The sequence below is a fragment of the Caballeronia sp. LZ032 genome (genome assembly GCF_031451315.1).
GTDB lineage: Bacteria > Pseudomonadota > Gammaproteobacteria > Burkholderiales > Burkholderiaceae > Caballeronia.
The window spans coordinates 13228-39256 of the sequence record NZ_JARUXP010000003.1 but is presented as its reverse complement, the minus strand read 5'-3'; the positions used below and the strand labels follow the sequence as shown (position 1 = coordinate 39256).

The window sequence follows — 26029 nt, the reverse complement described above, 5'->3', positions numbered from 1 at the left end:
CGGGGCGGGCGCGTCAGCCGCGCTTGCCGACATGCTCCTTCAACAACGCGTTCACTTCGTTGGCCTTCTCCATCTGGCTCATGTGTCCGGCGTCCTCGAACACGCGGACGGTCGCGCCTTCCGGTGCGTTCTTCGCGTGCGCGGCGGGAATGATCTGGTCCCGCTCGCCCCAGATCACCAGCACCGGCTTGCCCGCCGACGCCAGCTTGCCGCCGGGCTGCGCCGCCTGCCTGCCGTTCGCGAACAAGCCGGCATTGAGCGACGTCAGCGCTTCGCTGACGCCATCGAGCCGCTTGTATTTCAGCAGGTCGTCGAGCATCTGGCGGCTCACCAGTTCCGGATTCGCGAACAGCAACTCGACCACCGGTCTCAGTTCGCGCCGCGACTCGGCCGTGACGAAGCCTTCGGTGTAGGCGTTGTTGATCTCATCGCCGAAACCGGACGACGAAATCAGCGCCACCGATTCCACCCGCTCCGGCTGATCCACCGCCATCTGCGCCGCGATGCCGCCGCCCATCGAATGGCCGACGAGATGCGCGCGGTCGAGTTGCACCGCGTCCATGAACTTGCCGACGAACCCCGCGAGGTCCGCGAGCGTCGTGCCCGGCACCTTCGGCGTCGATTGCCCGTGGCCCGGCAGATCGAGCGCGAACACGCGGTTCTTGTCGGCGAGCGCATCGAGATTGAAGAGCCAGTTGTCGAGATCGCCGCCGAAGCCGTGGATGAACAGCACCGCCGGCCGGCTCGCATCGTCGCCGCCACGCGAGGCATAGCGCACGCGGATGCCGTCGACATCGACGAAATGATAGGCCGACACTTCCTCGCCCTCTTCCTCGTCATCGGCGGGCGTCACGTACGAGGACACGTACGCGTCGATATCGGCGTAGCTGACGTCGGCGGGCGCGAGCACGCCGAGCAGCGCCTTCACCGGCAGCGTATCGCCCGCCGACGCCACCCGCCGCCGCAGCAAACCGGCGTCCGGGGCCTCGACCGCGTTGGCGATCTTGTCGGTTTCGACATCGAGAATCGGCATGCCGACGGTGATCTCCGTGCCCTCCTCCACGAGCCATTCGTTGACCGTGCCTTCCTTCATCGACAGGCCCCACTTGGGCATGACGATCGGTGTGATTGCGGCCATCAGTGCTTTCCTCCCTTCATGGTTTTTCGGGCGGCGTCGGCGATCTGCGCGGCGTTCGGAATGTAGAGATCCTCGAGCGTCGGCGAGAACGGCACCGGCGTATGCGGCGCGCACACCATCTCGATGCCCGCCTTCAATGCGCCGAACGCCTGCTGCGCGACCTGCGCGGAAATATCCGTGGCAATGTTGCAGCGCGGATTCGCTTCATCGACGACGACCAGCCGCCCGGTGTTCTCCACCGTTTCCAGCACGGTGTCGATATCGAGCGGCGACAGCGTGCGCAGATCCACCACTTCCGCCTCGATGCCTTCCTTTGCGAGCGTCGCGGCGGCTTCGAGCGCGCGATGCACCATCAGTCCGTAGGTGACGATGGACACGTCCTTGCCGTCGCGCACCACGTTGGCTTCGCCGAACGGAATCGCGTACGAGTTCTCGGGCACTTCGCCTTCGAAGCCGTAGAGATTCTTGTGCTCGCAGAAGATGACCGGATCGTTGTCGCGGATCGCCTGGATCAGCAGTCCCTTGGTGTCATAAGGCGTCGACGGGCACACGACCTTGAGCCCCGGAATATGCGTGAACAGCGATGTCAGCATCTGGCTGTGCTGGGCCGCCGCACGGAATCCCGCGCCGACCATCGCGCGAATCACGACAGGCGTTTCCGCCTTGCCGCCGAACATGTAGCGGAACTTGGCGGCCTGATTGAAGATCTGGTCGAAGCACACGCCCATGAAGTCGATGAACATCAGTTCGGCGACCGGACGCATGCCGCACGCCGCCGCGCCGATCGCCGCGCCCACGTAAGCGGACTCGGACAGCGGCGTGTCGAGCAGGCGGTCGCCGTGTTTCGCATAGAGTCCCTTCGTCACGCCGAGCACGCCGCCCCACGCGTCCTTCTCGCCATCCGCGCCGGCGCCGCCGACGATATCCTCACCCAGCACGATCACACTCGGATCGCGCTGCATTTCCTGATCGAGCGCTTCGTTGATCGCCATCTTCATGCTCAGTTTGCGGGCCATGATTGTCGTCTCCAGGAATCAATATTTGACGTAGACATCGGTGAGCAGATCGGCGGCGGTCGGCAACGGCGCGTCCTTCGCTTCCTGCACCGCGCGGTCGATCAGCGCGGCGACTTCCTTGTCGATCGCGTCGAGTTCCGCCGGCTGGATCACATCGGCCTGCGTCACGGCCTGCGCGAACTTCTTCAGGCAGTCGCGGTTCGAGCGGATCTCGTCGAGCTCGCCCGGCGCGCGATAGGTCTGCGCATCGCCTTCGAAATGGCCATAGAAGCGGATCATCTTGCATTCGAGCAACGCCGGGCCGCCGCCTTCGCGCGCGCGCCGGATCACTTCGCCCGCCGCTTCATGGACCGCGAAGAAATCGGTGCCGTCCACCGTCACGCCGGGAATGCCGAAGCCCGCCGCGCGGTCCACGTAGCTGTCCACGGCCGTGCCGTAGTCGCGCGCCGTCGATTCCGCATAGCCGTTGTTCTCGATCACGAAGATCACTGGCAGATTCCACACGGCCGCGAGATTCAGGCTTTCGAGGAAAGTGCCCTGGTTCGACGCGCCATCGCCCGCGAAGGTGATGCCGACCTCGCCCTTGCCGCGGAACTTCGCCGCGAGCGCCGCGCCGCAGATCAGCGGCGCGCCCGCGCCGAGAATGCCGTTCGCGCCCATCATCCCCTTCGACAGATCCGCGATGTGCATCGAGCCGCCCTTGCCGTTGCACGAACCGCCCTTCTTGCCGTAGATCTCCTTCATCATCGCGACCGGGTCCACGCCCTTCGCAATGCAGTGCCCGTGTCCGCGATGCGTGCTGGCGATGCGGTCGCCGTCGTTCAGATGGCTCATGATGCCGACGCCCGCAGCTTCCTCGCCCGCATACAGATGCACGAAGCCGGGAATGTCGCCGCGGCCGAAATCGACGTGCAGACGCTCCTCGAAATCGCGGATCGTGCGCATCTTGCGATAGACGCTCAACAGTTCGTCCTTCGAGAGCGGCAAGCCGCCCGCATGCTGCGTTGCTGTCATCTCTGTCTCCTTTGGGGTGGGTCTAGCGAATCGTGCCGGTGCTGCGCATGGGCTGGCGCATCAGCCCGGACGCCGCCGCGTAACGCATGCACGCGGCCACGTCGATACTGCGAAAAGCGTTCTCCCTGAGCGTGACGGTCACTTCGTCATCGGGACCGAAGGCCAGCTCGCGTTCGCCGTCGAGCGCGACGATGCCGGTGCGCTGTCGCACGCGATGCGGCACGCCATCGGCGAGACGCGTCCAGCTTGCAATCGGCACGGACTCCATCAGCCCGGGCGCGATCGGCGCGCACAGATCGAACTCGCCTTCGCCGGGCGCGGCGAGTTGCACCGCGAGGCCGCCGCGATCGTGACGGCCGAGCGGTTCGAGCAGGCCCGCGATAGCCGACATGCCGATCGCCTGCGGATCGGCATAGGACACATAGACGGCGGCGAGCGTCTCGATCTTCCACAGCGCCCGCGCGCCGATGAAGTGCTCGTGCGAGATCACGGCGTCGACCAGCGCGATGTCGTGGCGCACGCTGCCGTCGCGCGCGCGAATCTCGATGTCGAGCCGTTTGTTCGACGCCAGCGCTTCGTTGGCGGGCACGCGCGCGCTGGCATAAAGGCCGGTCGCGAGACCGGAGATGGTGGGCTCGCGCATTTCCGGATAGGCGTTGTTCGTCCCGGTCGACAACCCGGCGAGCGGCACTTCTCCGCACTCGCGCACGACCGCGCGATGGGTGCCGTCGCCGCCGAGCACGAGCAGCGCATCGACGCCCGCTTCGCGCATCATGCGCGCGGCGCGGAAGGTGTCGTCGACGCGCGCGGTGACGGGCATGTCGAGGAACTCGACAGCCGCGAGTCCGGCATCCGGACCTTGCTTGCGCGCGAGATGCCGTTGGAGCATGACCTTGAGGCCTTCGCGGTCGGGCATCATCAGCACGCGCGGCACGCCGCTCGCCGCCAGCGAGGAGAGCAGCCGCAACACGATGTTCACGCGGTCGGCGAGTTGCAGACTATTGGCGTTGGCGATGACGCGCCGGATGTCCCGCGCCGAAACCGGATTGGCGATGATGCCGACGAGCGGCGTTGCGTTTGCACGCATGCCTGTGTCTCCGTTCTGTGTTTTGTGCGGCGGATAAAGGCAAGCGTTATGCCAATCGAACGGAGCCGTTCAGCGGGGAAAAAGCGCGGGAATACCCGCGGAAATCGCGGGTGTAACGGGCGCCGCCGTGACAGGTGTCACAGCGGCAGGTGTCTCACGGTGGACAGGCGTATCGCGCGTTCAGTGGCCGTCGCGCTGATTGGGCGACTGGATGCCATAGCGCGCCATGCGCCGGTACAGCGTCATGCGGCTCACGCCGATCTGTCGCGCAACCGCGCTCAGATTCCAGCTCGCCGCGCGCAGATACTGCATCAGCAGCATGCCTTCGGGCGGCAGGCGATGCGGATCGAACGCCTCGACGGCGCGCGGCGCGTCATCCGGCATCGCGACGTGGCTCAGGCCTTCCGGCAGGTCGTCGATCTCGATCACGCCGTTCGAACACACCGCCCGCGCATAGCGCAGCGCATTGCACAATTCGCGCAGATTCCCCGGCCAGTCATGCCGATGCAGCCGCTCACGCGCGCCGGCTGAGAGCGTCACCGTGGGGCGCGCGGTGTCGTCGCCTTCTTCGAGAAACCTGCGGATCAGCCAGTCGAGGTCGGTGCGCTCGCGCAGCGGCGGCAACGTGAAGCGCGCGCCGTTCAACCGGTAATACAGGTCTTCGCGGAAACGTCCGTCCTGCATGAGCGCGTCGAGCGACTGATGCGTCGCCGAGATCACGCGCACATCGACGGACACGGGCCGCGATGCGCCGATCGCCAGCACCTCGCCCTCCGCCAGCACGCGCAACAGACGCGATTGCAGTTCGCGCGGCATGTCGCCGATTTCATCGAGGAACAGCGTGCCGCCATCGGCTTCCTGGATCAGCCCGCGCTTCGCCTTCGCGCCCGCTCCGGAAAAGCTGTTCGGCAGATGGCCGAACAGTTCGCTTTCGATCAGCGTCTCCGGAATCGCCGCGCAATTCACCGCGACGAACGGACCCGCGCGGCGCGCGCTCGCACGATGCAGCGCCTTCGCGAAGAACTCCTTGCCGCTGCCGGTTTCGCCGTTGACGAGCAGGTTGATCGGCGCATCGGCGAGTTTGGCCGCGCGTTCCAGCTGACGCGTCAAGGCGGCATCGCCGCCGCATAGCGCCGCAAGCGGCGCGGGCACGTCCACCGTGCGCGGCCGGTTGGCGCTCGTCGCCGGCGCGATGCACGGCGCGGGCGGCATCACGCTCAGGTAAAGGAACGCGCCGGATTTCGCGAGCGGCACCGCGCGCAGTTCGCTCGGCCGTGAATAGACGAAGCGGCCGAGCTCTTCGAGACGCGCGTCGAAGAGCGTGTCGAACGGCACGCCGATGAGCGACGCCGCCGGTTCGCCCGGCGCGACCGGCCGGCCGATTTCCGCCGCCAGCATCGTATGCGCGCGCCGGTTATGGCCGACGATGCGTCCGCCCGCATCGAGCGCAATCAGGTATTCAGGATCGACGTCGACGAATTCCGGCGACGCGTTCAGCTTCAGGATCCAGTCCTGCCGATGCGTGCGCAGGAAGTTGGCGTTCTCGATATGCCCCGCGTAGATGCGCACGAGTTGCAGCGCGAGGTTCTGACTGTCGCGCGCCTGCGGCGAAACGAGCGCGGAGATATCGAGGATCGCGGAAAGCGCGCCGCGCGAATCGTAGAGCGGCGCCGCCGTGCAGGTGAGCGGAATGTGCGTGGCGTCGAAATGATCGAGCTGATGGACGGTCAGCGCCTGGCCGGTGGTCAGCGCGGTGCCCACCGCACAGGTGCCCGCGCCCGCTTCGCTCCACTCCGCGCCGAGATAGAGGCCCGCGCGGCGCAATGCGGCATCGGTATTGGCGTCGCCGATGTAATCGACGGTCACGCCCAGCGCATCCGTCAGCAAGACGACGTAGCCCATGCCGGCGACTTGCTCGTACAGCGTCTCGAGACCGTGACGGGCGATGCGGGCGAAGTCGTCGATGCGCTGCTGATGCTCGCGCAGCCGCGTCTGCGGCAGGATGCGCGCCTCCTGCATGCGCGACGGGTCCAGTCCGTATTGATGCACGCAACGCCGCCAGGACGATTCGATGATGCTTTCGTGCAGGCGCTGTGGCGCAAGCGATTGCGTCCGCGTGGTGGCCGCGACGACTGCCTCGATGTGCTCGCGTTGCCGCATGTCCATGCGTGCTCTCCTTGGTGTCTCCAGCGTCGGGCATTGGTGGGCGCACGCGGCGCGCTATCGTTTTGATCGCCTCGGGTCAGTCGTGTTGTGTTGTGCTGTGCTGTGCTGTGTGTCGTGCTGGGCCGCTCGTACGCGGATTTCACCGATTCGCACGAGCGTGTCTCAGGCCATATGATGCTCGAATCGGCAGGACGCGTCATGCGGCAGGAGCGCTGCGCCGCAGCATGACGTCGAAACAAGCTGGACCACTACGGAGACTCAGGATGACGAAGATCGCCTACGAAGATTTCGAGCGACAGGTCGTGCAGCATCACCTCATCAAGGGCAACGTGTACGAGAACGGCGCGGCGCTCGTCGAGCGCGCGAATCAGTGGATTGCGGAGAACGCGGTGGATGTATTGAACGTCGAGAGCCTCTCGACGTTCGGCGCCGGCGACGATACCAGCGTGAGCCACTGGTATTCAGGCATTCGCGTCTGGTATCGGGTCGGGTAACGGTCAGCCGCGGCCGACGAACGGCATCTTCGTCGCCATCACCGTGTGGAACAGGACGTTGGCTTCGAGCGGCAGGTTCGCCATGTAAAGCACCGACTGGCCGACGATCTTCACGTCCATCATCGCCTCCACCGCGATCTCGCCGTTCGCCTGCGGCACGCCTTTCGACATGCGCTCCGAAAGCTCCGTCATCGCATTGCCGACGTCGATCTGACCCACCGCGATGTCGTACTTGCGGCCATCGAGCGAGGCGGTTTTCGTCAGGCCTTGAACCGCGTGCTTCGTCGCCGTATAGGCGGCCGAATTCGGGCGCGGGGCGCTGGCGGAAATCGAACCGTTGTTGATGATGCGGCCGCCCATCGGCGTTTGCGCCTTCATCGTGCGGAACGCCTGCTGGAGGCAATAGAACATGCCGTTCAGATTGATGTCGACGACATTCCGCCATTGCTCCGGTGTCCAGTCCTCGAACGGCCCGGGCGGGTTCGTCACGCCGGCGTTATTGAACAGCAGGTCGACGCGGCCGAAATGTTCGACCGCGGTCCTGAAGCACTGCGCCACGGATTCCGGATCCGACACGTCCGTCGGCACGGCGAGCGCGCGACCGGCTGCGTCGGCTTCGTCGATGACCGCTTGCAGCGGCGCCGGCCGACGTCCCGCCAGTACCACCGACCAGCCGTCGCCGAGGAGCGCCAACGCCGCCGCCCGGCCAATTCCGCTACCCGCTCCGGTGACGATGGCAATTCGTTGAGACTGATTGGCTGCGTCGGACATATCGGCGTTCTCCTGTTGTTGGGCGCGCAACAGCTGCGCGCTTAATTCGGGAGAACATTATCGCCGTGTTCGTGCGGTTCCTGCGACTTCAGCGATTACGCGAGGCTTCCGTCGTGACCGGGCCGGCCGTCGTCGTGTTGCGCGCGTCGCGTCCGTCGCAGAAGATCGCGGTCATCAGCATCGGCACGACCTGCTTCACCACGGCCGTGCTGCCGGACTCCCGCACTTTCGCTTCGACCGTTTCCGCAGCCGCAAGGACCACGACGCCATAGGAGGATTCGCTGATCGGCTGGCCGCTGCCGCGCTTGAACATGTCGTCGCCCTGCTCGTAGCCCAGCACCGCATAGACGCGGAAACCGTAAGCCGTGAGCTGACTGCCTTGCATCGGCTTGAAGGCGTTGACGGAGTTGGATTCGACGCGCATCGGCCGGGCGTCAATGGATTTGTCGGCGACCAGCGGCGCAATGAAGCGGTGCGCGCTGGACTTGCAGTCGAGCTGACTTTCGAGCGGGGTGGCTTCGCACAGGCTGGGCAGCAGTCCCCCGACCACGGCAGCGAATGCGGTGAGCATTGCGAGAGGAGCGGTTTTCATGGCAGCGATAAAACCTGTCGGTTTGTAGGCCAACACAGATGCACGGGCATCCGCATCGATGCAATAAGCGAGCCAGTGAATCGGTTCGCACGTTGCGCAGCGCTGCATGCTTCCCGCAAGGGGCATGGCTTCTTGTAGGTGGTTTGAATTCTTTGTCGGGCGCTTCGCTTAATCCTCGTGCTCGTGTAGTGAATCCTACAATCGTTTTTGTAGTCGAGGTAAGGACAGAATCTGCGTTTCGACCGAGCCAGTCTGTTCGAGATCCCTCAATTTTCCCGCGGAGCGATGTCGTTTTGATGACCCTGCGCGCGACAGTGGTGCGAAACGGAAATTCGGCGACTTGGTTATATTCTGCGATTCGACCCTCAGAGGACTTCCAATGACCGCGCTCACCGACTTCCCGATCACCCAAAAATGGCCCGCCCAGCATCCGGAGCGCATTCAGCTCTACTCGCTGCCGACGCCGAATGGCGTCAAGGTTTCCATCATGCTCGAGGAAACCGGTCTGTCGTACGAACCCCATCTGGTGCGTTTCGATGCGAACGACCAGATGTCGCCGGAATTCGTTTCGCTGAATCCGAACAACAAGATTCCCGCGATCATCGATCCGAACGGACCGAATGGCGCGCCCCTTCCGCTGTTCGAATCCGGCGCGATCCTGGTTTATCTGGCGGCGAAGAGCGGGCAGCTGATGCCCGAGGACATCGCGAAGCGTTATGAGACGCTGCAATGGCTGATGTTCCAGATGGGCGGCATCGGGCCGATGTTCGGGCAGGTGGGATTCTTCAACAAGTTTGCTGGCAAGGAATACGAGGACAAGCGGCCGCGCGCGCGGTATGTCGCGGAGTCGAAGCGGCTGCTTACGGTGCTCGATCGGCAACTCGACGAGCGCGAGTGGATCATCGGCGACGAATACACGATCGCCGATATTTCCATCTTCCCGTGGGTGCGCAATCTGGTCGGATTCTACGAGGCTCGCGAGCTCGTTGACTTTCACGAGTTCAAGAACGTCGAGCGCGCCCTCGACGCATTCCTGCAGCGGCCGGCCGTGATACGCGGTCTCGACATTCCGAAGCGGGGGTAATCGGATTTCGAGCGTGCGGGGCTGTGTCGAAAGCGGCGCTTTTCGATCGGATGACACGGTTCGGGCAATGGGTTCACAATCGGCAGACGTCAGCTGCGCGAATTTCAAACGTCGCAAGAATAGTGTTGCGCGTCAACGTCTTGCGCGACGGATGCCCAGGATATCCACACCCTTGTGCTCCGGTTCTGGGGATAAGTCTTCTCGCTCGCTGCAAGTCGTTGATCCTGTTCCGAAGTCGACGTGGAGACCTCCATGAATGCTACGTTTTCGCCCCTACGCCGTTTGCGCCGATTCATGCTGCTATCGGCCATCGGATTGATTGGTGTCGCTGCGCATGCGGAGGCGCCCTGTCCGGGCTATGTCGAAACGGATTCCGGCAGCGCCTTCGATCTCGCTTCGATCATCCGGGACGCCGGCTCTCCGCAATCCGCGCTGGGCAAGTTGCGCGACGCGGTGGCCAAGGTCGATGCGGGCGGCGGCTGTTCGAAGTTCCGCGACCAGCACGCGTGTGAAGAGACGCTGACTCTGGCGCACAAGGCGATCGTCGCGCTCGAAGCATGCTCGCCGCCGGGCGGTGCGAAAGGCTCGGCGCACGGCTGATGAGTTTGCGCGCGTATAAAAAAACGCGTGCCGCCCGATAAGGCAGCACGCGTTCAGTCTCGGCTTGCCCGAACCGAAGTCCGGGCGGCTCGAGCGCTTAGCGGTCCAGGAAAGGACGCAGCTTGTCAGCGCGGCTCGGATGCATGAGCTTGCGCATGGCCTTGCTCTCGATCTGGCGAATACGCTCGCGCGTGACATCGAACTGCTTGCCCAGTTCTTCGAGCGTATAGTCCGACGCCGTATCAATACCGAAACGCATACGCAGCACCTTCGCTTCACGCGGCGAGAGTGCGTTCAACGCGTCGTCGATGGCAGCGCGCATGTTCGCATGCACTGCGGCCTCGGCCGGCGACGTCGCGCCTTGATCTTCGATCATGTCGCCCAGCGTTGCATCGGCATCTTCGCCGACCGGCGTTTCGAGCGACACCGGCTGCTTCGCGATCTTGAGAATGCCGCGGATCTTTTCTTCCGGCATTTCCATGCGCTCGGCGAGCACCGACGGATGCGCTTCCTGACCGGTCTGCTGCAGGATCTCGCGCGAGATGCGGTTCAGCTTGTTGATCGTTTCGATCATGTGAACCGGCACGCGGATCGTGCGCGCCTGATCGGCCAGCGAACGCGTCACGGCCTGACGCACCCACCACGTTGCGTAGGTCGAGAACTTCCAGCCACGGCGATATTCGAACTTGTCCACCGCCTTCATCAGACCGATGTTGCCTTCCTGGATCAGATCCAGGAACTGCATGCCGCGATTGACGTACTTCTTGGCAATCGAGATCACGAGACGCAGGTTGGCTTCGATCATCTCGCGCTTGGCCTGACGCATCTTCAGCTCGGCAGCCGTCATCTGACGGTTGATCTGCTTCAGTTGCTTGAGCGGCATTTGCACGACGCCTTCGATGTCGATGAGCTTTTGCTGTTCAGCCTGAATGGCCGGCAAGCTGCGCTCGAGCGATGCGCCATAGTGCTTCGACGACGCCGCCGTACGCGCGGTCCACTCGAGGTCGGTCTCGTGGCCCGGGAACGACTCGACGAACTTCTCGCGCGGCATGCCGCAACGGTCGACCGCGATAGCCAGGACACGACGTTCGATCTCACGCACTTGCGCGACCTGCTGATGCACGTCGGCACAGAGGCGGTCGATGGTCTTGGCCGTGAAGCGGATGGAACCGAGCTCGCGCTGGATTTCGGCACGCGCCTTTTCCACACCCTTCGACGCGATCACGCCCGAACCCTTCGGATGACTTGCCTGTTCGGCGAGTTCGCTGACGCGTGCGAAGATGGCGAGGCAATCGGCCTTCAACTGCTTCAGGCGCGCTTCGTTCGATGCGCCGGCATCGTCGCCGTCGAGATCATCTTCGTCATCCGAATCTTCGTCGGATTCATCGGTATCCGTATCGATATCGGCTGAATCGGCGGTGTCGGATGCGGACATGTCCGCGTCTTCCGTGTCTTCTTCCTTCAGGCCGTCGACGAGGTCGTCGATCTTCAGCTCACCGGCTTCGACCTGGGCCGCGTCCGCGAGAATGCTTGCGACCGTCGACGGACAGGCGGCGATGGCCTGAATCATTTCATGCAGACCGTCTTCGATGCGCTTCGCGATGGCGATTTCGCCCGCGCGCGTGAGCAGCTCGGTGGCGCCCATTTCGCGCATGTACATGCGGACGGGGTCGGTGGTGCGGCCGAATTCGGAATCGACGGTGGAAAGCGCGTTTTCCGCTTCTTCGTCCGATTGCTCGTCAGTGACGACGCTCGGCGCGGTGTCGTTCAGCAACAGCGTTTCGGCGTCCGGAGCCTGCTCGTAAACCGCGACGCCCATGTCATTGAACGTGCTGACGATGGTTTCCATCGCTGCGGTTTCAGCGAAGTTGTCCGGCAGGTGGTCGCTGATTTCAGCGTGCGTGAGATAACCGCGTTCCTTGCCCAACTGGATGAGCGCGCGCATCTGGCGCTGACGCTCTTCATTCTGCTCTGCGGTCATTGCGACATCGGGCTGCGTCGTGCCGGCCTGGCCCTTGCCTTTGTTCGACCGCCGTCCCGGCGACTTGCGCGCCGGTGCGACGATGTCCAGCTCCGAATCTTCCCGATCAAAACTTGCCATACTTTCTCCTCGACAGGTTTGCTCGGCGACGACAGATCCCCGGTAGCGAGCGTAACGGCTCGCAATGATTTCGATGACAGCTTCGACCACGGACGGCTTGCTGAAAATCGCATCGAGCAAAACACGCAGACCGCATTCACGCGCGGCCGCGCTTTTCAAACGCCCTCTCAGACGCAACCTTAGAGTTTAGCAGGTCCTGCTGCGTCGCAGCACATATTCTGAAAACTTTTGTTGGCGGCGCTCGGCTGGTCTCTCGGCACAACCTTGCAAGCGAGTGGCTATAGATCAGCAGGAGTCAACCCCATGGGCGTTCAAAATGGGGTTGGATCGAGTTGTACTGCGACACTGGATAACTTTCGCAAAAACTCGCCCAACGGCTTGCGAGCGACTTCGGGCAATGCAGGCGATGCAACGGGTGCCTCGACTGCCCTCGCAGACCTAGTTGGGGTGATTCCGGCTTGCTTCAAGCGGAGGAATTGTCTGAGTTCGCGCATACGTTGCTCCGATCCAGACGAGGCTGCCTTCGACTCCGGAGTGGTCAGTGTCCGCGGCTGAGCGCCGAGTGAACGAGCCGCGTCTATCCCGACGATCTGTCCTGCTTCCATCGCAGCCACGAAATCCTGGGCCCAATTCCCGGCGTGGACACGGGGGCGAGCTTCGTCACGATGATGGATCGTGACCGAGGTTGCGTCGGTCGAGACATGGTACGTACGCAATCCATCGCGACTGGCGAAGGCCTGTCCGGCGAGATGAACGACTGTGCGTTCGACGTGCGTCTTGCGCTCCTGCTGCTGTCGGTCGGCTTCAACGGCGATGCGCTGAACGCGCAGCCGATACGCGAAATCAACGGGAGCACGCAGCAGAGTGCGCAGGTAGCTGATCGGGTGCGTCGCGCGGCGCAGGTGCTGCCAGCTGGCTTCGACGACATCCGAGAGCAGCTTCCCGGCGCGCTTCGCCTCGCTCATGAGTTTGAAAATCAGAAATTCACGAAATCCCAGGGGCAGGAGGCGTTGAAGGTCCGCGGGGAGGCGTCCTGGTTGTCTCTTTTGATGAGTAGGGTTTAGATCCTTATATATAGCGCCGTCTGCCAGCGTGGCACACGGCCGCGCCAAAGAAAGCTCAGGTGCGGTGCCGGCAGACGGCGTCCGCGCTTCGGCCGACGTCGATTCGGAGCTGACATCAGACTCCACCAGGCCGAGCAGGGTCGCTGCCTTGGACGTCAGGTGCAGATAAGCCCTGCCGAAGAGCCCGGCGGAACCGTAGCGCATCTGGGGCGGCCTGGTGATGAAACCAGCTGTTTCGAGATCGTCGAGACTGCGATAGAACGTCCGCATGGATTGCATCGCGCGGCCAGTCAGCAGTTCGCGACGGGCGAAGATCGCCGCGTAGGGTTTCCTGGCATCGACGGTGCGAGCGAGGGCGGCGAACAGCGCACGCGCACGAGCCGGTAGCGCAGACGTATGCGTGGCCCGATGTGCTGCACGAAAAATCACCCAAGGAAGGTTGGAGCGATCGCACGCGTACTCGTCGAGAGCCCGCTGATCTTGCTCCAAGGTAGGCAGTTCGGAATTCTGCGGGCGAACATCCACCTCGCCTGCAACGGAATGTTGCGCGATACGCATATCAAGAACGTCCATTTCGAAAAATGGAAGACAAACGCTTGACTGCTTATCGCGTTCCGCTAAACTTCGAGGTGCGTACTCGTGACCCGATTGGCGTCGGGAAGCGGACCGGGCGACTTGCAGTAAAGCCCAATATTCAAAAGCCTTCGGTTGGCGCCGAAGGCTTTTGTCTTTCTAGCGTGTGCTATTTACATAGCGACCTCTTGTTTCTGAAGTTTCAAGCTATTGATTTCTAAGGAGTTTCTACTAGAGTCAACTACCTTGGATCTTTGTGAATCAGCTAAGCGATTGATTTAAAAGGAAAACCTACTAGAGCTCAATCTTGTTCTGATTCACGCAGCGTCTGGTTGATGAATTCCGCGATACGCTGCCCCCACTGTTCCGCCTCCGTCGCATCCTTTTCGAAGAAGCGGACGCCCACAACACCATTGCGCGTCGACACCTCACATACCTTTCTTCTTCCCGTGCGAACTACAGTCGCGCTAGGTGTCGCAACGCGCGGTTTTTCAGCCACGAACGACACGGCTTTGTCTTGCGTGAACGCTTCGTCGTCAACCAGACGGCGTACTGCTTCGATTACCTTTTCCGCTTTGCCCGCTTCTGTCAGTGCTGCTAGTTTCTGAGCAGCATTGCTTCCGAGTCGTTCAGGCCGCTCGGCGAGCGCCACCTTGGCTGCATCCGGAAGGGCGTCGAAAGAAAAGATCCGTGTGACGTGACTCTTGCTCAGTCCGGCGCTCTCTGAAATCTCAGTGCGCGTCAGCCCGCTCAATTCCTGCAGCCGTTTGAAGTTCCAATACTTCTCAAAGTCGGTAAGCGACGGCGACAGCAAGTTCGAAAAGAACGCAGCGAACTCGATCTCACCTTCTTCAATCGACGCCACGTTCGCCCGGATCGTCGCGCGGCCCAGTTCGCGGTAAGCGGCGACCCGATTGTGACCCGCAACAATCTCGTAGCGTGCGTCAGGCAGGGCCCGCACCAGAATGGGCGTCGCGAGCGCATGTTGCGCCAGGTTGCTTTTCAGCTCCTGAAACTGCTCGGCCGTCAGCTTGCGCCGTCTGCCGTCGATCTCCACAAGCGAGTCGAGCGGCACTTCCAGCGCCGCTCGTTCCTCGAGTTGAGTTTCGAGTTCCTTGATTCGCGCCTGCGCCGAATTGATGCGATTCTGCGCGTCCATCAATCTGCCGGGCGACGTGCGCGCCTCCGCGCTGACTGGCCGCTGCTGATGCGAAGTCTCCGCCGGTTTGCTGCCGATATTTGCGGTCTTCGCGAGGAGTCTGTCCCCGATACCCATTTAAACCTCCGTCTGATTCCAGGCGCGAACGAACTGCGCGTCGAGGTGTTCCGCGAGTCTGTCGAGCGGTTCCTTGAACCGGTTGTAGGCAGCCGTGCTGCCATCCGGTTTCGACAGGTCATACACCGTGGACAATTGAGCCGATGCACCCTTCGGAACGGTCGACTCGGGGATCTCGAACGGCAATACGCGGTCGCCATACGCTTTTTGCAGCCAGCCACGCACGACGCGCGAAACGTCGTCCGACTTTGCCTTGGTCAGGATCACATTGACGAAGTCGAAACGCTTCTGCTCGAGCACGCCCGGCAGCTTCTTCGCGATGTCCGCGAAGAGATGCCAGAACTGGGTCGAACTGGCGAAATCGAGGGCTTCGGGCGGGCAGGGCAGCAGGATCGCATCCGACGCCAGCAGCGCGTTGATCGTGAGATAACTGAGCGCAGGCGGCGTGTCGATGATGACCGCGTCGTACTCCTCGGTCAGCGGCATCAGGCCCTTGTGCACGATCTCCCAAAATTCGAACGTGCTGTCGTTCAGCACCTTTGCCGGGATCTCGAACTCGGCGTCGAACAATGACGAAGAAGCCGGGATCAGATCCAGGTTGTGCCAATACGTCTCCTGCACCGCGTAGTGCAGCGTCTGCTGATCGCCATAAATGAGCGGCAGCAGCGTCTGGTCATCGGAAATTTCGGCGTCGGGCGCCCAGCCGCACAATTGTGTGGTGGTCCCCTGCGGATCGCAGTCGATGACCAGCACCTTGCGCCCGAGCAGCGTCAGCGCCTGCGCTGCCGATACCGCGGTCGTGGTCTTGGCAACGCCGCCCTTGAAATTTGCCACCGTCACGATGCGCCCGCGCTTCCCTTCAGGCCGCCGGACGCGTTCCCGCGTCGACCGGATCCAGGTGAGGGCTTCCTCGAGCGTGAACTCCTTGCTTCGTCCGGCGCCCTTCGACGTACCCGCGGGCAAGTCGCCCTTGGTCGTCAGGTACTGGAAGCGTTGCTTGTCGATACCGCACAGCGACGCAACCTGCGAGCTGGTGAATGTCGGCGCGCTCTTGCGCGGATACGGCTCCAACATTGCATCGCGGATCTGATTGAGGATGTCAGTGGCTTGGGCGGCCACTCCCAAGAGCGTTTCGATCGAAACGGATTGATCGACTTCGGGAAGCCGAGCGCTTAGCATGGAATTCGCAGTCACTGGCGGGCTTGGGTAGGCAAGTAATTCTTCGGTTTGTGGAAAACAAGCTGCAAACCGAAGAATAAACGGCGAACCGGTAAACCTCAAGTAAACTCTGAAGAACTTGAGCGCCCGCAGCGGACATTTTTACAACGTCCGTCGCTTGAGTAAACGCAAAATTTCGATGGCGGCAGGGTTTATCGGTCGATCAAGACGCAGCGAAAGGGTGTTTTGAGACACTCGAACGACGGAGACCCTCATTTTCGACAAAAAGCGCCTTGGTCGAATGTCGCACACGGCCCAGTCCGCCACCGATCTTGGCCGGTCGACGCCGTGATCGAGTGGACAGGAAAGAAAGTGTGGCGAAAGAAGTGCGTGCTTGCGCGCTGCAATGCGCGGTCGCTTCCAGGGGCGAGCGCTTCGACCGACGCGGTCTTCCGCGATAAAAAATACTCTCGAGCAGATTGCCGACGCCGCCCGGCGCGATGGGCAGACGGCCATGAGCCTGAGCGGGCAGCGGCGCACGGGTTGTGCAGTCAAGCGGTTCAAGAGGTTCAAGCAGAGCGCCGAGGGCGAGATTGTCACACAGCGTCTCGACGACGCCCGCCTGCGCAACTCGCTCCGCGCTTCAATTCGTCAGCGAGCGACCATTCGGAACCGTTCGGACTGTCGAGACGTCCGACGCCGAGCGTATGGACCCGGCATCGGCCCATTTTGCCTGTCGCAAGCCGCTGTTTACGTCGGCAGCAGGGCGAGCCGGTCGCAACGTTTTGCGTATCGTGGACTTGACCTCGTCGCGTCATTGTCTCCGATCGAGTGTGCCTTCCGCGCCTTTGGCCGTGGTGGTCTGAAAAACGTATATGAACGATGCAGCACAAATCAGTGCAAAGATGTTTGTTGTCAAGCTCTTCACCTACGCGGTTAGAAGCGAATTGTTGGAATTGTGTCGACGAACAGAAGATGATCGGAACCGCGAGCCGCGGTAATCCATTTGAGCTTCGGCACTGTGAAACATCCAGTGGACAACTGAATTTTGACTAAATCATTGTCTCGATTACGTTTTTCCAATTAAAACGAAAGATGTTTCACGAGGCTCGAGGCAGAGGAGCGATTTTGAGGACGGAATCCGCCATCAATTTGGTAAAAAACCGCGCTGCATTGCGGTTTGTCGGCTGGGTGTATTGAAAGATACGGTTTTCGTAGTATTGGCAAACTCACATCAAAGCTCGCCTTAGTAGCCAGAGCTCAAGCTTCGCTTTCGCGCGCTCGTTCTGAGATGGTGGGGTCGCTTGCACAGGGCACGCGATGCGTTCATTGCCATTACAGAAGCCGCAAAACGATGCGAGTCCACATGGAACATACCGCTCGAGCGCGTACGGTTCGAAATGCGGAGCGTCGCATGACCTTGTTCGGTCAACCTGCAAGGCAGTTCTGGTCACGACTCGGAGTGGGATCCACAGTTCTTTACTCATTGCGAACGCTCGCCGTCTCTCAGTGACGGCCGCGGTTGTATATTCCTAAACGGTCATCAGACGTGAGCTGGACACTCGCGAGCGCTGTCTGGGTCGTGCCGTGCAACCGGGCGAGCTTGATGAAACCGCGCGAGTTCGACGATTTCGAGACATCGAGTCAGCCCGGACTCAAACGGTTGCATCGTCAGGCGACAGGGGCAGTTCGCCCGACAGCGAAATCCTGTCTGCGCTTCTGATCGCGCGCGACTCTGTCGAGGCGCTGGTCGAACTCGAGTAGCGATTCATCGCGAAATGAGCGTTACGACCATAGCCGTCTGGCGACGCGATGAGAGCGATCCTTTAAAGCTCCAGGCTTCGACCGTCGCTTGATTCTTGTGAAACGGGCTGACATCGGGCACTGGCTCGTTACCTATATTAGTGAGCGGGAGCAAGACGCACGGTCGTGTTTGCGAGCTGCAATCAGGCGACGTCGCTTTGGGTCGATAAGAGCACTTCACTGCGGGCGACAGGCCGCGAAATCCGGCTGCCTGTTCATGAAGCGGACCGCCTGTTCGCATTTCGCGTCACCCCTTACGATGACGAACCGCATCCGCGACTACCCGGCACGATTTCTGTACTTGCACAACCACGCGTACGGACGCAGCGCTACCGTAGAGGCTTCCGTCGCCCGAAGTGAAAATGACGCCGTTGCTCCACTGCTTCAGCGCTATTCGACACAGCACGATCAATCGAAGGGAAGGGCGTCAAGGATAGTCAGCCGCATACCACGCGCGAAACGGCTGCGCCTGAATGTGTGTCTTTTTGCGCAAGTGCCGGCAGACATATATGCCGGCGCACCGATATCCGTTCGAACAAAAACACCTTGGCGAGCGATCGTCGGCCTTTGCGTCAAGACTTTTGCGGGCCACGGTTTGCCGTTGCGGAACGAGCGCTTGGTGCACAGAAGATCAGCAACGCGTGGCAGCCCGACATCGCCTGCCCGTACGAAGTCCTCGAATTCGATGGCGCCAATAGGGCACTCAGTTGACCCTGTGAATCGATGTCCCTATGGTCCGATACCTTTCCGGTGCTGCACAGCATCCGGATTCCGCTTTTCCGAAATTGTGGCGGGTCCGACAGGGACGACGCAGCCCAGGCGCCGCGGTTGACACTGATGCCATACCACCCTTGCAGATCGATGACCCCTGCGTGCACGAGCGAGACGCGCGCGTTGACTAGCTCATGTATTGCGTTTGACGCGAGTGCGATGGCGGGGGAACGGAGCGCGACAACATGTCGAAAACTCTTACCCTTACGAGGACGTTCCCTGCCATTTCAACTTTCGGCCGTGCGCCTGTCACACGTTCACGCGACGGAATTTGATGCAAGCATCCAACACAGTGCTGATCAGGCCACGCGCGGGAACTGGCTCGCCCGATGCGCGGCGATTCCGTTATATCCGCTGCCGCAAGCTCAGCACGGAGTCGTGTGGTGATTGGCTCACTGCAAGCGCCGCTGGTGAACGAAGCCATCGATTCGGGGTGAGTGCCAAACCGCAAGTAGCCCTTCACTTACTCCTGTGAAGCAGCAATCTCAGAATAATCTCATTCCTTGTTAATCGCGAAATATGCCATACCCCGATAAATCGCGACGTGGCGAATTCATAAAGACCAATACCAAAAAGATACGAAATTCCTAAGAAAAATCTAGGCCATCGAAAAATAGGAAAAATCGCAACCAGCAGACGGGTTCGCGCATTGTCTCGTCAAAAATCGAGTGCTATTCTCAAGACGTCATCACGAAATATGTGAACTGATTTTGCGGTGACAATACCCTCAACCCTTCTATCTCGATAAATGATCATGAACGAACAAAATCAGGCAGTGCTTGAAAATGATGTTAGACAGATTGACGTGGAGCAGGTAACGGACGACGAACTGACGTTGGCGCTTAGCCACGTCGTTTCGAACAAGGAGTGGCAGGAATAAGCTGGGTGACATGACCGGCTGAAGGCGGGCGCGGTCGATTTCGAGCGCGCCTGCTCCTTCAAATCCGTCGGTGCATTGGATTCAGCCAGATTCAAGGTCTCTGATCTACAAGATTGGTCGAAACGGTCATCAGGAAGTGCAATGTCTTCAAAAATATTCGATGAATATTTAAAGCAGGCGCGTGCGCTCGTAAAAGAGGTTCAAGTCGAGGAAGCAAAATTTCTGCTCGACAAGCTAACGCCCTTTTTTGATGTCCGCGAAGAAAGTGAAATCGAACAAGGTCAGATTCGGGACGCGCATACTCCAGGGCGCAGTTTCCTCGAATCAGCAATCACCGAGAGAATTCCGCAGTTCGACATGCCCATCGTGCTGTATTGCGCAAGCGGTACGCGGTCTTTAGTCGCCGGCGCTTCGCTCAGCGCATTGGGCTACGTCAATGTCATGTCCATAACCGGCGGGTTGGCGGCGTGGAAAGCCGCCGGCTATCCGGTCGAGAAACGATCACTGCTCAGCTCTGAGGAGCGCAAGCGCTATGGCCGACAGATCATCCTTCCACAAGTCGGCCCGCAAGGGCAGGCGAAGCTGAGGGAAGCGAGAGTCGTCGTGATCGGCGCAGGCGGTTTGGGAGCGCCGTCCCTGATGTATCTCGCAGCCGCTGGCGTGGGGCACATCGGCGTCGTCGATCATGACTCGGCCGACCTTGGCAATCTGCATCGGCAAATTATCTATCGCACCGCTGACGTAGGCGAGTTCAAGGCAAGCGCTTCCCGGAATAGGCTCCTTGAAATGAATCCACAGGTAAAGGTGAGCGAATTCCGCGTCAAGCTTGATGAGTCGAGCGCGCACCGCATCCTGTCTGATTTCGATGTCGTGGTCGACTGTACCGACAACTTCTCCGCGCGCTACTTGATCAACGACACCGCGCTGGAGTTGGGTCTACCCGTCGTCCACGGATCAGTTTTTCAATTCGAAGGCCAGGTCGCGTTGCTGAATTACCGAAACGGCCCGTGCTATCGATGCCTGTTTCCCGAGCCTCCTCCCCCGGAGGTGGCGCCATCCTGTTCCGAAGCAGGCGTGCTCGGCGTGGTACCCGGTTTGATCGGCGTGCTGCAAGCGACGGTGGTGATCAAGCTCATTTTGGGGCTCGAGATCGACAACGCTTCGGCCACCGTCTATCACGGTCTCGATGACGGATTCAGCCGGCGCAAGCTGCGCAAACGCGACGGCTGCATGTGCGCCATGCATCGCGAAACATGTTTCCCGATGTCAACCTCTCCGCAATTCGGACGGGAGTCAAGATGAGAGCCCGATCGACTCTGATCGTCGACAACTTCTATGAAGATCTGAACGCCATTCGCGCGCTCGCATTGCGTCTCGACTTTCGCCCGAAAAACGGCGCGATGTATCCGGGCGGCGAAGCATGGTCCGACGCGATGGATTGGGAGCCGGTTCGGCAAGACATCATCGGCGAATTGGGGATGGGAACTCAGGAGACTTCGATCGCCGGAAAGGATTTCAAACAGGGAAAGTTTCGTCTTGCGCTCGAGCAGCATGCAACGTCACGCCCCGACGCCGTTCATCAGGATGCGCAACGTTACTCGGCAATCGTCTACCTGTCACAAGATCAACATTGTTCCGGCGGCATTGGTTTTTACAAATGCCGTCTGAGTGGACAGACCGCGATGAACCGCCAGTGGGCTAACGCGTTGAGCAAGCACTTCAACATCGCCGTCAATGATCCAGGGTTTCCCGATCTCGTACGGCGGTATTGTGCCGACTGGTCGAACTGGCTGCAGATCGGCGAATTGCCTATGCGATTCAACCGGCTGATCGTGCTGATGGCCCATTGTTTTCATGCCTCGACCGGAATCTTCGGTGGCAATCCGGCCAGCGGACGTCTGACTCAACATTTCGAGATCTACCTGTAATGGCTCAGATCACAGTGGCATTGCCGCGCACCCTGTCGAATAGCGGAACGCTCACGCTGGAAGCGCGCGACTGTCAGCAATTGTTCCGGCAGATCCAGGAGCTCGACCCTCATGCATTCGCCGCAATTTTCCGCGAAACAGATTCCTGGATTCGGCCGAAGCCCTACGTTGCCCTGTTCGTGAACGACGAGCAGCGATTCGACGTTCACCACGCGTTATCCGACGGCGATACCGTCGTATTCGCGACCGCGATTGCCGGAGGTTGATTGTGGACGCAAGGACGATTCAACAACTCTATTTGCGCGCGATATACAGCGGCTTGCCGGAGCCAACCGGGTTGGAGGAGGAGGTCTTTGTCGCCAGGCATCACTCGGAAGAACGCGCAGCCATCGAACGGGCGGCTCGCACTAGAAACCTGAGAACCGTGCTGCATGACGACATGCGCTTGCTACCACGCGTACTCGATAAGACACGACTGCTTCCGTACGTCGAACGCTATACGGAATCCGAATGTTTCTGGATGCATCGCGGGCGGACGCTGATTGAAGACTTCAGCCTCTTTCTGGTTGAACGCACGCCGGCACCCGCAGCTATCAAGGTTCTTGCCAGGATTGAAGGCGTGCACTCCGGGTTGTCTGCATCCGTTGGCGCAAACACGCCATGGTCGGCACACGTGAAATGGCGCGAAGAAGACGAGGTCGTTGAGCGTTTCCGTTCGCCGTTTGCGCTGTCGTTCCGGAAGATGTTTGCCGACTCATCCGGTTACGAACCCGAGTTGCGCGAGGTCGATTGCGTGATCCGAAGAAGCCCGCATCGGATCCAGGTGAAATTTCATAGCGTATCGATATGCGAATGATCGGTTTGGGTCTCGATTTCCAGCACCGCTACAGCTACGGAACGCCGTTGGTCGAGCTATTCGATTCCTTGTCCGACCACCTGTCCCACGTGTCTATCGTCGGTCTTGTGACTGACGACGATGTGCGGTCCTTCAAGTCCATGACGTCGCTACCGGTCCTGCATCATTTTACCGGCGTCGCGCCGGCCGGAATCGGCGGAATCAATATGGACGTGCTGCGCCGGCAAACCGCGATCACCACGCAACTGGGCGGGAAATGGTGTCTTGAGGACATCGGCATCTGGAATATCGGACCGTACGATATTCCTTACTTTGCGTCACCTGTGCTGTGCCAGGACGTGCTCGAGCAGACCATAGACGGCGTATTGACAATACAGCGACAAAGCACCGTCCCATTCCTCGCAGAGCTGCCGTCATGCAGCTTCGTCGCCGGAGACATGAGTCTGGACGCATTTTTTCGCGGCCTCATCGAGCGAACCGGTTGCGGCATGGTGCTCGATGTCAGTCACGTCTTCTCCTACGCGATCTATTGCGATCGCGAGCCGCTTGAACTCCTCGCTGCCTTCCCGCTCGACAGTGTGGTCGAGATCCATGTGGCCGGCGGAAGCGTCCATCCGCAGCACAGTTGGCGTTACCGCGATACGCACGTTGAACCGATTCTTGACGAAGTCGTGGCCATTCTGGACGCTGCAATCGTCGGATGCCGTCATCTTCAGGCGATCACCTATGAGATCGGGCTAGGGATCTCGCCTGAGCTCGTCGATCAGGAAATCAAACGGCTCCGACGGGTTGCCGGTCGCCATGGCTTTACGCCGGGCATTCTTGCGGGACATGGCTCATGATCGACCATCCGTTTCCGTGCCGCCATCTGTCGATCAAGGGTTCGGGCTGCCGCATTGCCGTCTTCGACCAAGCCGTGCGCGGCGAAATACGTCGTCTCGGGCAAGTCGCCGACGCTGGCGAGCATGTCCGCCGGATTACGGGTTTCGTCGCCGACGCAACGTTGGGCGGCTTCGCCAGTGAAAGCGAATGGCTCTCCGTGAGTGCACAAGATTGCTTTGAGCACGGCTATGAAACGGTCCGAGCCCGTATCGAGGAAGCGTTCGGTCCCGTTCATATCGAAGTGCATGCCTATTCGGCGCCTGCCAGCTGCGCGACGGCTCGCCACGAACGGGACATTGCGCGCGCGTCGCAGCGCCTGATGCTGTGTTCGCCAGGACACGACACGTACCGAGTGAGATTTCCCGCTACATCCAGTGCCGCGCTGACGGTCGGCCTGTTGCGCGGCGATGGCTCCCTTGTCGGAGCAGGTCTCGGATCGTTGCTGAAGCCGGCTTTGCTGATCAGCGACAGATTGTTTCCCGCTCTCGACACCGATGGAAAGATCGTCGGTGTTCGCGGAACCTCACCGGCAGTGACTTTCGTTGCTGGCATCGCCGCATTGTTCTACGAGAAACTCGAGGGCAACAGCAACCCGTCGATGCTGCATGCAGCCCTCTTGCTCCTGTCCAGTCCGCATTCCGGAACGTATCTGCTGGACCGGATAGAGGGTGTACGTCAGTCGATAAGCTCGATACCAATCGCCACCGGTCGTGGACGCGAGCGCTCCGTGACGCTGCGTCTGCGCAGAGGGGAAGAGGCGCTATGCCGTATCGCAATCGTCGTGCATGTAACGCGTGCCGAGTCCTTAGGCGAACAGCACCGGTTTCCTGTCACGATCGAGGCGCGTATCGGTGACGAGTGGGTCGCCCGATCGGACGATCATCGGTTGTTGCTGCAACTCGACGATCTGCCCGTGGGCGCACAACGGGATATCACGCTGCGGATCAACGGCTTCATCGAGACAGGCTCGCTCGTCTCGATGGGCGCGCAGACCGAGGTGATCTCCGATGTCATCGTGCCGGTCAAGGCCCCAGGCGATACGGTTGTGGTGGGCGTCTCCGCCAGCCATGACGCATCTGCCGTGCTTGCTTTGAACGGGAAGCTCGTCGCAGGAATTCAGCTTGAGCGGATCACACGCGTCAAGCACGACGGGCAATCGTCGCTGAATAACGAGGCGGCGATCCGGTATTGCCTCGATATGTCCGGATTCGCAGCCGGCGACGTCGATCTGTTTGCTTTCAACGTGCAGGCACTGACACCGGGCTATGTCGGATTGAGCCAGCCGCTCGCGAGCCGCGATTTCACGCTGTTCGATCCGTTCGGGCATCAATCTCTGTTTGTCAGTCATCACCTGTGTCATGCACTCGCCGGCTACAGTGGCAGCGGCGTCGATGCGGCAACGGTGGTCGTTGCCGATGGCTCGGGCGGCGTGACGGTCGGAGCCGACGACTTGGTACTGGACGGCACGCAGTTGCGCGACTATCTGGATCGCGACAAGGGCGACGATCCGTTGAAACTGCACACCTTTTCGGTCTATGACATCGCAGCCGGCGGATATCGCCTCCGGCATCGCGAATACGCTCGATCGTTCAATGTCCGCAGTGGCAGCGAGTCCTTGGGCGAGACCTATGCAGCGGTCAGCCAGTTTGTGTTCAATTCGTGGCAAGCGTCCGGGAAACTGATGGGACTCGCGCCTTACGGCAGTACCGGGACATACGGATCCTTCCTGCGACGTGACACCACCGGCGAACTGAACTTCGGCTATCAGTGGAAAACGTCGGTCTGTCCGACGCCGGCGGGATCGGGTGTCATGCAGTACGCCGATCTCGCTGCGCGCGTGCAGTCGGATCTCGAAGCCGCCCTCCTCGACAGGTTCGAACGGCATGTCGGCGGGAATTCCAACGTCGTCTTTACGGGCGGCATCGCATTGAATTCAGTGGCAAACCAGCGCATCCACGCGGCCCTACGCCCACGGTCGCTCTACCTGCTTCCCGCACAGCACGACGCCGGGGTGGCTATCGGCGCTGCGGCGGCGGCCGTGCAGCGGCTGTCCGGCCATCTGTCAAACAGGCTGTTCCGTGACGATTTCCTCGGCTATCGCTACACGGAGCGGGACGTCGCAATCGCCATCAACCATTTCGCCGAGCGCCTCGACGTCCAGCGCGTGACGCCGGCGGACATCGCTGAACGCATCGCGAACGGCGCAGTGTTCGGATACTTCTCGCTGAACAAGGGCAGCGAGTTCGGGCCACGCGCGCTCGGTGCCCGATCAATCCTGGCGGATCCACGCAAACGCGCGGTCTGGAACCTCATCAACAAGTGGGTGAAGTATCGTGAGGAATTCCGCCCATTCGCCCCTATGGTGGCGGCCGAAGCGCTGTCAGATTACTTCGATGCCAAGGGCCACTATCCGCACATGCTCGAGATCGTCAACGTGCACGAGCCCTTTCGTTCGTCGCTTGCGGGCATCACCCACGTCGATGGCAGCGCGCGTGTGCAGACCGTCTGCTCCGACGATAACCCCGACATCCACGCATTGCTGACAGCGTTCGCCGACGTCACCGGCTTCCCGATTCTGCTGAATACCTCGTTCAACGTGCGCGGCCAACCCCTGATTGAACAGCCTAGGCACGCGTTGGAGATGTTGTTGAGCACACAGTTATCCGGCGTGCTTTTCGGCGATCTGCTGGTCGAAGTGGCGGACTGGCCAGAGCCGCTATCCATGATGGATCGGCTTGTGCTCTCGCCCGGCACGCGCTTCGAATTGTCCGCCGC

At 60.9% G+C, this 26029-nt stretch carries 21 protein-coding genes; 10 read left to right on the top strand and 11 right to left on the bottom strand.

The features are described from left to right. Positions 1-13 precede the first annotated feature (13 nt). The 5 genes from QCE69_RS21555 to QCE69_RS21535 form a co-directional block, all read right to left on the bottom strand. Positions 14-1138: an acetoin dehydrogenase dihydrolipoyllysine-residue acetyltransferase subunit gene (locus tag QCE69_RS21555; RefSeq protein ID WP_309932889.1), complete on the bottom strand. Its 1125-nt coding sequence runs from the start codon at positions 1136-1138 to the stop codon at positions 14-16. Next, positions 1138-2154, bottom strand: a complete 1017-nt coding sequence (locus QCE69_RS21550; RefSeq protein WP_309818131.1) for an alpha-ketoacid dehydrogenase subunit beta — start codon at positions 2152-2154, stop codon at positions 1138-1140. Before QCE69_RS21550 ends, QCE69_RS21555 begins: the two co-directional genes overlap by 1 nt. Positions 2155-2172: 18 nt before the next feature. Then, complete coding sequence (locus tag QCE69_RS21545) at positions 2173-3168, bottom strand: thiamine pyrophosphate-dependent dehydrogenase E1 component subunit alpha (RefSeq protein ID WP_309818129.1); 996 nt, start codon at positions 3166-3168, stop codon at positions 2173-2175. Between the two features lie 22 nt (positions 3169-3190). Continuing rightward, complete coding sequence (locus tag QCE69_RS21540) at positions 3191-4255, bottom strand: NAD(+)/NADH kinase (protein WP_309922963.1); 1065 nt, start codon at positions 4253-4255, stop codon at positions 3191-3193. 180 nt (positions 4256-4435) lie between these two features. Then, complete coding sequence (locus QCE69_RS21535) at positions 4436-6421, bottom strand: sigma-54-dependent Fis family transcriptional regulator (protein ID WP_309932887.1); 1986 nt, start codon at positions 6419-6421, stop codon at positions 4436-4438. Between the two features lie 263 nt (positions 6422-6684). On the opposite strand from QCE69_RS21535, the gene QCE69_RS21530 reads away from it, so the two are divergent. After that, positions 6685-6915: a hypothetical protein gene (locus QCE69_RS21530; protein WP_309818124.1), complete on the top strand. Its 231-nt coding sequence runs from the start codon at positions 6685-6687 to the stop codon at positions 6913-6915. Positions 6916-6918: 3 nt separating this feature from the next. Here the strand turns inward: QCE69_RS21530 and QCE69_RS21525 are convergent, their stop codons facing one another. Together QCE69_RS21525 and QCE69_RS21520 are read right to left on the bottom strand one after the other, a co-directional pair. Further along, the gene (locus QCE69_RS21525; protein WP_309932885.1) at positions 6919-7686 is read right to left on the bottom strand and encodes an SDR family oxidoreductase; all 768 of its coding nucleotides are present in this window, start codon (positions 7684-7686) and stop codon (positions 6919-6921) included. Between the two features lie 88 nt (positions 7687-7774). Further along, complete coding sequence (locus QCE69_RS21520; RefSeq protein WP_309932884.1) at positions 7775-8278, bottom strand: hypothetical protein; 504 nt, start codon at positions 8276-8278, stop codon at positions 7775-7777. A gap of 379 nt (positions 8279-8657) precedes the next feature. Between QCE69_RS21520 and QCE69_RS21515 the strand changes: the two genes are divergently transcribed. Together QCE69_RS21515 and QCE69_RS21510 are read left to right on the top strand one after the other, a co-directional pair. Continuing rightward, complete coding sequence (locus tag QCE69_RS21515; RefSeq protein ID WP_309932881.1) at positions 8658-9362, top strand: glutathione S-transferase N-terminal domain-containing protein; 705 nt, start codon at positions 8658-8660, stop codon at positions 9360-9362. Positions 9363-9614: 252 nt separating this feature from the next. Continuing rightward, on the top strand, positions 9615-9962 hold the full coding sequence (locus tag QCE69_RS21510; RefSeq protein ID WP_309932880.1) for a hypothetical protein: 348 nt from the start codon (positions 9615-9617) through the stop codon (positions 9960-9962). A 97-nt stretch (positions 9963-10059) separates the two neighbouring features. On the opposite strand, the gene rpoD is transcribed toward QCE69_RS21510, so the two are convergent. The 4 genes from rpoD to QCE69_RS21490 all read right to left on the bottom strand — a co-directional run bounded on the left by rpoD (position 10060) and on the right by QCE69_RS21490 (position 16155). Continuing rightward, positions 10060-12063 carry an RNA polymerase sigma factor RpoD gene (gene rpoD / locus QCE69_RS21505; RefSeq protein ID WP_309922952.1) on the bottom strand — a complete coding sequence of 668 codons (2004 nt, stop codon included), beginning with the start codon at positions 12061-12063 and terminating at the stop codon, positions 10060-10062. Positions 12064-12374: 311 nt separating this feature from the next. Continuing rightward, the gene (locus QCE69_RS21500; protein ID WP_309932879.1) at positions 12375-13700 is read right to left on the bottom strand and encodes a replication protein O; all 1326 of its coding nucleotides are present in this window, start codon (positions 13698-13700) and stop codon (positions 12375-12377) included. A gap of 301 nt (positions 13701-14001) precedes the next feature. Further along, entirely contained in the window at positions 14002-14976 is a 975-nt protein-coding gene (locus tag QCE69_RS21495; protein ID WP_309922948.1) for a ParB/RepB/Spo0J family partition protein, read from the bottom strand. After that, positions 14977-16155, bottom strand: coding sequence for an AAA family ATPase (locus QCE69_RS21490; RefSeq protein ID WP_309925244.1), 1179 nt, complete (start codon positions 16153-16155; stop codon positions 14977-14979). 3307 nt (positions 16156-19462) lie between these two features. Here QCE69_RS21490 and QCE69_RS21485 point away from each other — a divergent pair. The 7 genes from QCE69_RS21485 to QCE69_RS21455 form a co-directional block, all read left to right on the top strand. Next, on the top strand, positions 19463-19588 hold the full coding sequence (locus tag QCE69_RS21485) for a hypothetical protein (protein WP_309932878.1): 126 nt from the start codon (positions 19463-19465) through the stop codon (positions 19586-19588). A gap of 141 nt (positions 19589-19729) precedes the next feature. Next, a complete protein-coding gene (locus QCE69_RS21480; RefSeq protein ID WP_309932877.1) occupies positions 19730-20890 on the top strand; it encodes a ThiF family adenylyltransferase in 1161 nt (386 codons plus the stop codon). Continuing rightward, positions 20887-21516 (top strand): DUF6445 family protein, encoded by a 630-nt coding sequence (locus tag QCE69_RS21475; RefSeq protein WP_309932875.1) that lies wholly within the window; start codon positions 20887-20889, stop codon positions 21514-21516. Before QCE69_RS21480 ends, QCE69_RS21475 begins: the two co-directional genes overlap by 4 nt. Then, a complete protein-coding gene (locus QCE69_RS21470) occupies positions 21516-21782 on the top strand; it encodes a MoaD/ThiS family protein (protein WP_309932873.1) in 267 nt (88 codons plus the stop codon). Before QCE69_RS21475 ends, QCE69_RS21470 begins: the two co-directional genes overlap by 1 nt. 2 nt (positions 21783-21784) lie before the next feature. Further along, complete coding sequence (locus QCE69_RS21465; RefSeq protein ID WP_309932871.1) at positions 21785-22372, top strand: hypothetical protein; 588 nt, start codon at positions 21785-21787, stop codon at positions 22370-22372. Then, positions 22369-23214 carry a DUF692 family multinuclear iron-containing protein gene (locus QCE69_RS21460; protein ID WP_309932870.1) on the top strand — a complete coding sequence of 282 codons (846 nt, stop codon included), beginning with the start codon at positions 22369-22371 and terminating at the stop codon, positions 23212-23214. Before QCE69_RS21465 ends, QCE69_RS21460 begins: the two co-directional genes overlap by 4 nt. Further along, positions 23211-26029: carbamoyltransferase C-terminal domain-containing protein (locus tag QCE69_RS21455; protein ID WP_309932867.1), on the top strand; the 2819-nt coding region annotated here is incomplete at its 3' end. The genes QCE69_RS21460 and QCE69_RS21455, both read left to right, overlap by 4 nt.